Source organism: Vibrio sp. M60_M70, assembly GCF_037162085.1.
Taxonomy (GTDB): Bacteria; Pseudomonadota; Gammaproteobacteria; order Enterobacterales; family Vibrionaceae; genus Vibrio; species Vibrio diabolicus.
Window position 1 is genome coordinate 848,838 of sequence record NZ_JARLUL010000001.1, and the last position, 12,311, is coordinate 861,148.

Below are 12,311 nucleotides of genomic sequence, written 5' to 3' on the forward strand. Positions count from 1 at the left end.
AAAATGTACGTAGCTCTAAAACACATACACTTAGTGACGATTGCGCTCAGCGCGACACTATTATCGATCCGATTCGTGTTAATGATGATGAACTCACCGAAGCGAAATAATCGCTTTTTGAAAGTGTTTCCCCACATCGTTGATACTGCATTGCTAGTGTCAGGTATCGCGCTTATTTTCATTACTGGTTTCATCCCGTTTACTGATGCCGCACCGTGGTTAACAAACAAAATCACCTGCGTATTGGCGTACATTGCACTCGGTTTCTTCTCGTTGAAGCTTGCGAAAAACAACCTACTGAAGATATTTGGCTTTTTCGGCGCATTAGGTTGGTTGGTCATGGCTGCAAACATTGCTGTGTCTAAGAGCCCTACGTTATTTGGATAAGACGTCATGTTAGAGTTTTTTGACGAAGATTTTGACAATATACCGTTGGTGGAAGGTGCGCTTGAGCTAAACAAAGCGATTAACCCAGAAACCAAAGTACATTGGGCGAAACAAGAGTTAGAGCGTCTTTACAAAGATGCAGAAGCCACGCTTGTTCATGAAACCGATGAAGAGCAACGATTTGATGCATTCCTACGACTGTTTTTCCACGAGTGGGGATTCAAAGGCGACGAGCAGGAATACTTTATTTCGGACAACAGCTTTATCGATAAAGTGTTGGAGCGCAGAAAAGGTATTCCCGTGAGCTTAGGTTCGATTTTGTTATACCTAGGCAAAAAGCTGGGGTTCCCGTTGAAGGGAGTTACTTTCCCTACTCAGTTCCTGTTAAAAGTAGACTGGATGCATAAAAAGCCAGACTACATCAACCCATTTAATGGTGAGTATGTAGGTGAAAGGATTCTTCAAGCTTGGCTTATTGGCCAAGAAGGACCGCTAGCTCAGCTAAAGCCTGAACACTTTGAGGAAGCTGACAACCCAACAATTATTGGCCGCTGGTTGGCGTTGATTAAAAGTGCGATGTTGCGTGAAGAGCATTATACGCTGGCGTTGCGTTGTACGAACCTTGCGTTAACCTTTGTGCCAGATGACCCATACGAAATTCGTGACCGTGGTTTTATTTTCCAACAGCTAGAGTGCCCTCAAGTGGCGGTATCAGATTTTCAGTACTTTATTGACCAATGCCCTGACGATCCGGCTTCTGAGCTACTAAAATCACAAGTTAATGTGATGAGTGAAACGCACGTCACACTTCACTAATTTTATCGATGTGCCGAACAGTGGCGTATCGTGGACAGAAAAAGAGAATCAAAATGGAACAGAAAATCGTTAATATCGGCGACATTCAGGTTGCTAACGACAAGCCATTCACCCTATTTGCAGGTATGAACGTTCTTGAGTCTCGTGATCTTGCGATGCAGATCTGTGAGCACTACGTAAAAGTAACGGAAAAACTTGGCATTCCTTACGTATTTAAGGCGTCGTTTGACAAAGCAAACCGTAGTTCTGTTCATTCATACCGTGGCCCAGGCCTTGAAGAAGGTATGAAAATCTTCCAAGAGCTAAAAGACACATTTGGTGTTAAGATCATCACTGACGTTCACACTGAAGCGCAAGCTCAACCTGTCGCTGACGTGGTAGACGTTATTCAGCTTCCTGCATTCCTAGCTCGTCAAACTGACCTTGTTGAAGCTATGGCCAAAACAGGTGCGGTTATCAACGTGAAGAAACCTCAATTTATGAGCCCAGGTCAAGTGGGTAACATCGTTGAGAAGTTCGCGGAATGCGGTAACGACAAGATCATCCTATGTGAGCGCGGCTCTTGCCACGGTTACGATAACCTAGTCGTAGACATGCTTGGCTTTGGTGTGATGAAAAATGCATCGAAAGGCAGCCCAATCATCTTTGACGTAACGCACTCACTACAGATGCGTGATCCGTCAGGTGCGGCATCTGGCGGTCGTCGTGAGCAGACAGTTGAACTTGCGAAAGCGGGTCTAGCAACAGGCATCGCAGGTCTATTTATCGAGGCGCATCCAAACCCAGACCAAGCACGCTGTGATGGCCCATCTGCACTGCCGCTTGACAAGTTAGAACCGTTCCTAGCGCAAATGAAATCTCTTGATGATCTGATCAAGAGCTTTGCAGATATCGATATCAAGTAAACGCCAGATGACTGGTGATCAAATGCAATAGCCAACCTCGTGTTGGCTATTTTTTTATCAGATGGCACATCATTCTCAGCTTCTTGCTGTAAAGGCTCTAGGCCGCTGGGAATGTGCATCAGTGACTCCCAATAAGAAAAAAGGTAAATAAATGAAGCAGCGTCTGATTATTAAAACTGCGTTGAGTGCCGCTATTTTGGCCTCGTTAGCTGGGTGTGCTACGCAACCTGCACCAGAATGGAATGCCGATACAACCTATAAATTGACCGTGCTACACACTAACGATCATCACGGTCGTTTTTGGCAAAATCGATACGGCGAGTACGGTATGGCGGCACGTAAAACGTTAATAGATGATTTGCGTGAAGAAATACAAGCAGAGGGGGCAGTGTGTTACTGCTTTCTGGTGGTGATATCAACACTGGAGTGCCTGAGTCTGATTTACAAGATGCGGAGCCAGATTTTAAAGGCATGAGCAAAATTGGTTACGATGCGATGGCTCTGGGTAATCATGAGTTTGATAATCCATTGGACGTGCTATTCAAGCAGCAAGAGTGGGCAAACTTTCCGATGTTGTCTGCCAATATTTACGATAAAAGTACTGGCAAGCGTTTATTCCAACCATACGCGATGTTTAAAAAGCAGGGCATTAAAATTGCGGTCATTGGTCTTACAACCGAAGACACAGCGAAACTTGGCAACCCTGAATTCATTGAACAAATTGACTTCCGTGACCCAAAAGAAGAAGCCAAGAAGCTGATTGCAGAACTGAAAGAGACAGAGTATCCAGATCTGATTTTTGCTGTCACGCATATGGGACACTATGAAAATGGTAATAGAGGCATCAATGCTCCTGGCGATGTGGCGTTAGCTCGTTATTTGAATGACGGCGATCTCGACATGATTGTCGGTGGTCACTCACAAGAGCCGGTTTGCATGGAAGGTCCAAACGTCATCAAAAAGAGCTTTCAACCGGGTGATGAATGTCAGCCTGATCAACAAAATGGTGCTTATATTGTTCAGGCACATGAGTGGGGGAAATATGTGGGACGCGCCGATTACGAGTTTCGTAATGGCGAACTCTCGATGGTGAGCTACGATCTGATCCCTGTAAACTTGAAAAAGAAAGTTAAAGTTGATGGTCAGTCGCAACGAGTCTCTATCCAAGAAGAGATTAAACAAGACGAAATGATGCTTGAGTTTCTTCGTCCTTATCAAGAAAAAGGTCAGGGCAAGCTAAACGTGAAGATTGCAGAATCTAACGGTAAGCTTGAGGGTGACCGCAGTGTGGTTCGTTACCAGCAAACAAACTTAGGTCGATTAATTGCAACGGCTCATATGGAACGGGCAAAAGCAGATTTTGCCGTAATGAATTCTGGCGGCGTTCGCGATTCGATTGCAGCAGGTGACATTACCTACAAAGATGTGCTGACTGTTCAGCCATTCGGCAATATGGTCTCTTACGTTGATATGACGGGCAAAGAAGTATTGGATTACCTAAATGTTGTTGCAACTAAGCCTGTCGACTCTGGAGCTTACGCGCAGTTTGCGGGTATTGCGATGAGTATCAATAATGGTGAGGTAACCAATGTGTTCATTGGTAATAAGCAACTTCGCTTAGATGATAATTACCGCTTTACCGTACCAAGCTATAATGCTGCTGGTGGTGATGGTTACCCTAAAATCGACGATCATCCTGGGTATGTAAATACAGGTTTTACCGATGCTGAGGTTTTGAAGGATTATTTAGAAACACACAGCCCTATTGATGTTAATGAGTATGCCCCTTCAGGTGAAATCACGTATTTAGTTGATACGGCGATTGATCAGTAACCCAACAGAGAAAAAGCGATTGACTCAAACTCGCTGATATCATTAACTAAAAGCGCAGATCCAATTCAATCTGCGCTTTTTGTTTTTATGAGGAGAATCTTGATGACTCCGGCCATTAATCTTGCGAAAAAGAAAAAATTCCACACACGATTCATCAGTATGAGCACGACCCTAGAGCCGATAGTTATGGCTTGGAGGCTGCTGAAGTACTGGGGCAGGATCCGAAAACAGTATTTAAAACCTTGCTGTTCTGCTTGAACGGCGAGCCAAAGAACCTTGCGGTTGCGATTATCCCTGTTGATCAAAAGCTGAACCTAAAACTGGCAGCGAAAGCAGCGAAGGGCAAAAAGGCCGATATGGCTGATCCGGAAATCGCGCAAAAGACCACAGGTTATGTTGTTGGTGGGATTAGCCCACTGGGGCAGAAGAAAGCCTTACCTACTTTTTTGCACGAAAGCGCAGCAGAGCAAGACACAGTCTGTGTGAGTGCAGGTAAACGTGGTTTAGAAATAGAGTTAGCCCCGAGAGATTTGCTGAGCTTAACTCGCGGTCAGTTTGCACCTCTTTGTTTGTAAACTCATGACAAATAAAAAGGACGCTCATGAGCGTCCTTTTTTGATCTTGCCTGTTAGTGAAGCGTTACTTCTTCAGACTCAATGTACCACCGGTGCGTTTAGCTGGTTTGCTTGGCTTCGCGGCATTTGGGTTCATGTAATGCTGCTTAGGCTTACTCGGTGATTGAGGCTTGTTTGCTGAGTGCGTATTGCTCGATGCATCTGGTTTACGGTGCGATTTTCCATGCTCGCCTTGCGGTCTGCTACGTTCACCTTGTGGTTTCATTTTGTAATGTTCTTTAGCTGGACGTCCGCCTTCATCGTCACGCTGACGACGCTTTTGTTGACCTTTTTTCGAGTTTGGTGCATGACGGAATTCATCAGCATTGTTACCACGGAAAGTTCTTGTCTTCTGGTTACGACGAGCAGTAGAGTCTTGATTTTCTTCACGGCTATCAAACAGCTTCGCATCAGTCGCTTTACGAATATTACGACCTCTAGAGTCTGTTTTTGATGCCTCTTCTGTACCCACCGAACCATCGCACATAGCAAGAATCTCAGCGACTTCATCGTCAGTTAAGTAACGCCATTTTCCGTTCGGAATACCGTCAAGAGAGATATTCATGATTCGAACACGACGAAGCTTAAAGACTTCGTAACCTAGTGCTTCACACATACGACGGATTTGGCGGTTAAGTCCTTGAGTGAGCACAATACGGAAAGAGAACTTAGTCTCTTTCGTTACCTTACAAGGTAGAGTGACGGTATCGAGAATCTTAACGCCGCTCGACATCTGTTTGAGAAACTCACCTGTAATCGGTTTGTCCACGCGCACAACGTACTCTTTTTCGTGGCTGTTGCCAGCACGGAGGATTTTGTTGACGATATCGCCATCGTTGGTCAAAAAAATCAGACCATCAGAGGGTTTATCCAAGCGGCCGATCGGAAAGATACGTTTTTTGTGACCGATAAAATCAACGATGTTTCCAGGTACATCTCGTTCTGTTGTACAGGTGATGCCTGTTGGTTTATTGAGAGCGATATAAATCGGCTTCTCTTTCGCTGCAACTGGCTTACCATCCACACAAACATCATCACCAGGTAGCACTTTTGTTCCCATTTCAGGCTTGTTTCCATTAATGGTGACACGACCTTGTTCAATCAGTCTGTCTGCCTCACGGCGTGAACAAAAGCCAGTTTCACTGATGAATTTATTTAATCGTTTAGCGTTGTCTTGTGACATTTTTGTCTCCTAACGTTTCACAACGGCGAATGAAGTTTCCTTCCCGTGAAAGGGAAGGAAGAATAAGGGCGGGCATTCTAGCATTAGGGTGAAATTTAGCCCAACCGTTTTTGGTGACGTTCGCGAGTTTCTAATTTCTTTTCCGCACTTTTTCTAAGTAGAACGTAAACGGCTCCGGTTCCACCGTGAAAGCGTTGCGCACTGTGCACGCACTGAACTTCCCTGATTTGTTGTAGCCAGCTGCTAACAAAGCTTTTCATTAGTGCTGGTGGATTTGAGCGTTCTCCTCGGCCGTGGACAATAACGACCGTTCGTATGTCCATTGATAGGCACTGTTTTAAAAACTTTACGACTTCATCACGAGCTTCTTTCAATGTTTTACGATGCAGATCTAGGCGTGCTTGGATTGGATATTTGCCAAGACGAAGTTTGCGGTAAACCCCGTCTTGTACGCCATCACGTTTAAACTCAACAAAGTCCTCTGGTTTCAGCATTTCTGCGTGATCAAGTGACAGGTATTCTGGGTCATCTTCTGTTAGCCAGATTGCCGCTTCTCTCTTGGCGAGCTGCGCTTCGGTTACTTGGTGTACTTTTTTGTGTTCGGCGGTGTCTTGAGTGATCGGCTTTACATCGCCCATCATCTGTTGGAACAGATCAAAATCGTCATCGTGAGACATAGTAGTAATCTCATTAAGAACAGGGAGGAATAATAGGATTATATCAATGAGTGGTGCATTGAGATCAAATAAAAAACCGGAGTAGGCAAGTAACCGACTCCGGTGCAAAGCGTTTCTAGAGCTAAGCGAGATCTAGTGAGGAGATTTGTCGTTCATGATCTTGTATATGAAGAAACCGCCGTAAAATAACATCAGACCAATTGCCCCAAAGATTACTATCATTGACGATAGACCCACCGCATTACCAAATAGGAGATCAAGCCAAAAGTCCATACGTTTCCTCCAAGATGTTCCCGACAGGCATAAAACTAAATGGCAGTGCCTTGTTGCACACTGATCTGGATCAATTATGTTGCTAAGGTTAATAAACTGTATTTTGTTGTGAGTTATCAGTCACATTTTACGTGCTAGTGTTCAGTTATTCATCAAACGAATTAAGACCTAAGGTTTTTTTGTAAAAAGCACTTGCGTCACAGTTCAGAATCCGTAATATACGCATTCGTTGACGGGGACAAGTCCTCAGTTAAACATCTCGGTGAATAGCGCAGTTTGGTAGCGCATCTGGTTTGGGACCAGAGGGTCGGGGGTTCGAATCCCTCTTCACCGACCATATTGAGAAAAAGGCTCTACAGAAATGTAGAGCCTTTTTCGTATTTGGTGATATTTATTTGGAGCCAGAGGGTCGGGGTCTGGAATGCCAGTCCAATCGAATCCCTACTTCACCGACCACTTTTAGAAAGCCTGCTCAATGAGCAGGCTTTCGTCGTTTTTAGCGCTAGTAATTTTAGACTTCAATAGTATCGAGCCAAATGGGTTCGCTTGAAGTTGGAATATGGCGCTTCATCGGCATCTTTAAGAAAAGGCTCTACAGCAAATGTAGAGCCTTTTTCGTTTTTTAGAGCGAGTAAATATATTACTTGATGTCACACGAGATAGTGCTGATAGGAGTTTCAGAAGTTGTGAAGCAAACATAAGCGGTCTTTGGATGGTTTGGACCAATCTTGACGTAACCTGCTTTTAGTTCGTCTTCATCAAACGTGACGGAGTGAGATTTGCTCGAGCTTCCATCAAAGTAAACAGCTTCAAAGCCTTGATTCATCATATGTGCGACGCGATTTCGGGTATGGTTAGTGGAAAAAGTGATGTTCGCACAACGCATCATTGGTTTTTCGGTAATAAGAAACTGGCCACTCTCTTTATCTAATAGCCCGCCTTTTGCTTCCGGGGTTATATCAATAGCTTGAAAATTTTCTACGTTACATGACGGTTTAGCATAAGCAAGCGATGAAGTGAGCATCATACTGCTCACGCATAGGAATAAAGCTTTAAATTTCATATGAGTTATTATGTATCCACATAGGTTAAAGTCGTTTTAGCAGAGAGAGTAAACCATTGTCAGTGATCGTGTTAGCGTGATGCCTTGCTATTCATCATTGATGAGGCCGGCTGCCTTCAAATAAATTTCTAAATATGGCACCTAGCTTGGCGGGTTTTACCGAGTGGTTTTATGTCAAAGCCCCTTTTTTTAAGCAGCTCAATCAGGTTATCTTTACCAACTAAATGCAAACTGCCGACAACAACGGTATAGCGACCCGAACGTTGAGGTAGGACACTGCCAGTATCAAGCTTTTTTGCCCAATCTCGATTGCGCTCATATAAGAAAGCCTGATTAAAATCTTCTGTTGCTTGATCGGTTAATGATGCCTCAACCAACATGCTACCATCACCGCTCTTCCAACTTTCTATCAAACACTGAACCAATTCTTCCCCACCGTCATATTCTTCAATTGACGAGAGGAGCATCTCTTTACCACCTTCTGATTGACCTGCTATTAAATCAATTTGGAATTGCACGGACTCCAGTGGAATGACCGGGATTTGTTTTTTATCAGCGAGTCCTATTAAGTGCATGTCGACCCCTTTATCAGAGACATACCCCAGTTTGTTGACTAAAGCGAGTTGGATGGTTAATGCAGCCGTCCATGGTGGAGAATTCAAAAGTTGAGTTTCTGGCAACCCTAAATCTTGTGCTATCTCGACTAAGTGGCGACGTTGAGCCTTGTCTAAAACATCTTTAGAAAGAATGGTTGTTTGTGGGTAAACCAAGCCTTCAGAGTTTCTGACATCTGCTTCGATAATCAACCCAGCGCTTTGGCTTAAGTGCTGAGTAATAGTTTTAGGGAGTGGGTACATCGTTTTATCGCCCACATGGACAGAGCCAATGATCATCAGCTCGGTTTCCCCTTTTTTTGCTAACCAATGTTGCGGTTCTGCATAAGAGGAAAAGGGAGCAAAGGCAACAAGTAGGGATGATATGAGTGTCAAGAGACGAAACATAGAATGGTCCTCAGGTAAGATACCTTTAAACTTTATACGCAAAAATGCTTGAGGTTAAGTGCAATTTCTCTAGTGGGGATATTCGACAAAATCGTCATTTCTAAAAATATTGACGAGTTTTGACGACGAATAAATGAGAGTCACTTCACGAAAGATAAATAGGTCATTCGCTTACTAATGGTTCACAAAATAATTAGGCGTGATCCAAATCTTACAAAATCAGTCGTAACTCATGAATATGAGTGACCTAGATCGCAGCAAACTCGTCAAAACAAGTTGTTCGATTTTGACGTAGCTTGTAACTTCATGAAAGTTAAGTTTTTATGGTTTTTGCTGAGTATCATTTTTTGAACTAGATCACTTCCTATTTCTATTTATTTTACGCTTAGAAATAACTGGTTGTATGTTGAATGCAACTGTTAGGCCCCTCGCATTTGAGGAGCCGCGATTTTTATCATTGTCGTTTTGAACCACTGACTTTTTTGGGGAAGTAAGATGTTTAAACCTAGTCTGATTGCTGTTTCTGTTATCACCACATTAGCAGGTTGCTCTGCTCTGCAAAGCTCTGAGCAACAAGCTGTAAATTCACTGGCTAATAACCTTGATATTCAATACCAAGTGTTGACTAACCACGGTGCAAACGAAGGTCTTGCTTGTCAGGATTTAGGGGCTGAGTGGGCTTCTTGTAACAAGGTGAACATGACGCTAGTTAACCAAGGTGAAGCGGTTAACTCTAAAGATTGGGCTATCTACTTCCACAGCATTCGTCTGATTTTGGATGTAGATAATGATCAGTTCAAAATTTCTCGTGTAACGGGTGACCTACACAAACTGGAACCAACAGATAAGTTTGATGGCTTTGCGGCGGGCGAAGAAGTGGTACTTCCACTAATTGGCGAATATTGGCAGTTATTTGAAACCGACTTTATGCCGGGCGCTTTCGTTGCAGCACCAAACGCAGAACCTAAGATGATCGCTTCTCTTAACACAGAAGACGTTGCGTCTTTCGTGACTGGCCTTGAGGGTAACAACCTAAAACGTACGCCAGATGACAACAACGTATTTGCAAACGCTGTGTCTCGCTTCGAGAAGAACGAAGACCTAGCAAAACAAGATGTATCAACCACGTTACTACCAACGCCAATGTCTGTTGAAGCAGGCAAAGGTACAGTAGATATCGCGGCGGGTATTGCGCTACCTAAAGACGCATTCGATGTGACTCAATACGCAGCAATTCAAGATCGTGCAGAAGTGGTAGGTGTGGATGTTCGTGGTGATCTTCCTGTAAGCATCACTGTTGTTCCTGCAGACTTCACCGGTGAACTGGCAAAATCTGGTGCTTACGAGATGAGCATCAAGGGCGATGGTATTGCGATTAAAGCGTTTGACCAAGCAGGTGCTTTCTACGCAGTACAATCTATCTTTGGCCTGGTAGATAGCCAAAATGCTGATTCTCTACCACAACTGTCTATCCAAGATGCACCTCGCTTTGATTACCGTGGTGTGATGGTGGATGTGGCTCGTAACTTCCACTCTAAAGACGCAATTCTTGCAACGCTAGACCAAATGGCAGCGTACAAGATGAACAAACTTCACCTTCACCTAACCGATGATGAAGGCTGGCGTTTGGAAATCCCAGGCCTACCTGAGTTGACAGAGGTTGGCGCTAATCGTTGTTTCGATACACAAGAGAAAAGCTGCGTACTGCCTCAGCTTGGTTCCGGTCCAACGACAGACAACTTTGGCTCTGGCTACTTCAGTAAAACAGACTACGTGGAAATCTTGAAATACGCGAAAGCGCGTAACATTGAAGTCATTCCCGAAATCGATATGCCAGCTCACGCGCGTGCAGCAGTAGTATCAATGGAAGCTCGTTACGACCGCCTAATGGAAGAAGGTAAAGAAGCTGAAGCGAACGAATACCGTCTGATGGATCCTCAAGATACATCAAACGTAACGACGGTTCAGTTCTACAATAAGCAAAGCTTCATCAACCCATGTATGGAATCTTCAACTCGCTTTGTTGATAAGGTGATTTCAGAAGTGGCAGCAATGCACCAAGAAGCTGGCGCACCGCTAACGACATGGCACTTTGGTGGCGATGAAGCGAAGAACATCAAGCTAGGTGCTGGTTTCCAAGACGTTAACGCAGAAGACAAAGTAAGCTGGAAAGGCACGATTGACCTGTCGAAACAAGACAAGCCATTCGCGCAATCTCCACAGTGTCAGGCGTTAATCGCAGAAGGCACAGTGAGCGATTTTGCTCACCTACCGAGTCATTTTGCACAAGAAGTATCAAAATTAGTTGCTGAGAAAGGCATTCCAAACTTCCAAGCATGGCAAGATGGTTTGAAATACAGCGAAGGTGAGAAAGCATTCGCAACAGAAAATACGCGTGTTAACTTCTGGGACGTTCTTTACTGGGGTGGTACATCATCAGTGTACGAATGGTCTAAAAAAGGTTACGACGTGATCGTTTCTAACCCTGACTATGTGTACATGGACATGCCATACGAAGTTGATCCGAAAGAGCGTGGTTACTACTGGGCAACACGTGCAACCGATACGCGTAAGATGTTTGGCTTTGCACCAGAGAACATGCCTCAGAACGCAGAAACCTCTATAGACCGCGATGGCAACGGCTTTACTGGTAAAGGTGAAATCGAAGCGAAACCTTTCTACGGTCTATCAGCACAGCTTTGGTCTGAGACAGTACGTAACGACGAGCAATACGAGTACATGGTATTTCCTCGCGTACTCGCAACCGCAGAGCGTGCATGGCACCGTGCAGATTGGGAGAATGACTACAAAGTCGGTGTTGAGTACTCGCAAAACTCTAACCTAGTTGATAAAGCATCGCTAAACCAAGACTACAACCGCTTTGCGAACGTACTTGGCCAACGTGAACTGGCTAAGCTAGAAAAATCTGGTATCGACTACCGCCTTCCAATTCCTGGTGCGAAAGTAGAAAACGGCAAGCTAGCTATGAACGTTCAGTTCCCTGGCGTTGAACTGCAATACTCGTTAGACGGTCAAAACTGGCTGACTTACGCAGACAATGCTCGTCCAAGTGTGAAAGGAGAAGTGTTTATCCGCTCTGTATCGGCGACAGGGGAAAGAGCAAGCCGCGTAACTAGCGTGAAATAACCTTAATCTTCTCAGCTAAATTTAAGCAAACCCTCAATGTCATGTTGAGGGTTTCTTTATTTTTATGGGAAATTAAGTGTGACCAATGTCTGATTATTTTTCATTGATAAATAAGTTTTAGCTTGTAATGGTCAGGGTTATTGTGAACTGGATCGACTTAATTTGCTAAATGTCAATAAATTACCTGTTTATGATCACACTTCTATTTTTTGAATCATTATAGAAAAATACGGTAAGTGCCTGTATTTACCATACTTTTATCAGGGTTGTTGAGCGTCGGTTTGAACAAGATCACTTTTTAAAATGTTTTATTTTCCATCGCGAATTAATTGGAACAATATTGCGATCGCCAAGGAGGCACATTCCAAAGTTTGCGATAAAAGGGAAGAGAAGCCCTTTAAAACCGTCGCAT

General features: G+C 44.0%; 9 protein-coding genes, 1 tRNA gene and 2 pseudogenes. 7 read left to right on the plus strand and 5 right to left on the minus strand.

Annotated elements, in window-relative coordinates:
- Positions 1 to 3: 3 nt before the first annotated feature.
- From P4S59_RS04040 to ybaK, 5 genes and pseudogenes are all read left to right on the plus strand, one after another.
- Entirely contained in the window at positions 4 to 387 is a 384-nt protein-coding gene (locus P4S59_RS04040; protein WP_005382225.1) for a SirB2 family protein, read from the plus strand.
- Between the two features lie 6 nt (positions 388 to 393).
- Positions 394 to 1,203 (plus strand): SirB1 family protein, encoded by an 810-nt coding sequence (locus tag P4S59_RS04045; protein WP_005384098.1) that lies wholly within the window; start codon positions 394 to 396, stop codon positions 1,201 to 1,203.
- Positions 1,204 to 1,256: 53 nt separating this feature from the next.
- Positions 1,257 to 2,108: a 3-deoxy-8-phosphooctulonate synthase gene (kdsA, locus tag P4S59_RS04050; RefSeq protein WP_005384095.1), complete on the plus strand. Its 852-nt coding sequence runs from the start codon at positions 1,257 to 1,259 to the stop codon at positions 2,106 to 2,108.
- A 151-nt stretch (positions 2,109 to 2,259) separates the two neighbouring features.
- A pseudogene (ushA, locus tag P4S59_RS04055) lies at positions 2,260 to 3,941 on the plus strand (bifunctional UDP-sugar hydrolase/5'-nucleotidase UshA).
- Positions 3,942 to 4,043: 102 nt separating this feature from the next.
- Positions 4,044 to 4,516 (plus strand): annotated as a pseudogene (ybaK, locus tag P4S59_RS04060) (Cys-tRNA(Pro) deacylase).
- 64 nt (positions 4,517 to 4,580) lie between these two features.
- Here ybaK and rluF read toward each other — a convergent pair.
- From rluF to P4S59_RS04075, 3 genes are all read right to left on the minus strand, one after another.
- On the minus strand, positions 4,581 to 5,738 hold the full coding sequence (rluF, locus tag P4S59_RS04065; RefSeq protein ID WP_337168000.1) for a 23S rRNA pseudouridine(2604) synthase RluF: 1,158 nt from the start codon (positions 5,736 to 5,738) through the stop codon (positions 4,581 to 4,583).
- A gap of 95 nt (positions 5,739 to 5,833) precedes the next feature.
- Positions 5,834 to 6,415 (minus strand): DNA endonuclease SmrA, encoded by a 582-nt coding sequence (smrA, locus tag P4S59_RS04070; protein ID WP_005393162.1) that lies wholly within the window; start codon positions 6,413 to 6,415, stop codon positions 5,834 to 5,836.
- Between the two features lie 132 nt (positions 6,416 to 6,547).
- On the minus strand, positions 6,548 to 6,688 hold the full coding sequence (locus P4S59_RS04075) for a DUF3149 domain-containing protein (RefSeq protein WP_005382236.1): 141 nt from the start codon (positions 6,686 to 6,688) through the stop codon (positions 6,548 to 6,550).
- A gap of 260 nt (positions 6,689 to 6,948) precedes the next feature.
- Here P4S59_RS04075 and P4S59_RS04080 point away from each other — a divergent pair.
- Positions 6,949 to 7,025, plus strand: a tRNA-Pro gene (locus tag P4S59_RS04080).
- Positions 7,026 to 7,328: 303 nt separating this feature from the next.
- Here P4S59_RS04080 and P4S59_RS04085 read toward each other — a convergent pair.
- Complete coding sequence (locus tag P4S59_RS04085; protein WP_041852980.1) at positions 7,329 to 7,751, minus strand: hypothetical protein; 423 nt, start codon at positions 7,749 to 7,751, stop codon at positions 7,329 to 7,331.
- 128 nt (positions 7,752 to 7,879) lie between these two features.
- Positions 7,880 to 8,752: a TraB/GumN family protein gene (locus P4S59_RS04090; RefSeq protein WP_006743037.1), complete on the minus strand. Its 873-nt coding sequence runs from the start codon at positions 8,750 to 8,752 to the stop codon at positions 7,880 to 7,882.
- A 495-nt stretch (positions 8,753 to 9,247) separates the two neighbouring features.
- On the opposite strand from P4S59_RS04090, the gene P4S59_RS04095 reads away from it, so the two are divergent.
- Positions 9,248 to 11,899 (plus strand): beta-N-acetylhexosaminidase, encoded by a 2,652-nt coding sequence (locus P4S59_RS04095; protein WP_337168001.1) that lies wholly within the window; start codon positions 9,248 to 9,250, stop codon positions 11,897 to 11,899.
- The last annotated feature ends 412 nt before the right edge of the window (positions 11,900 to 12,311 follow it).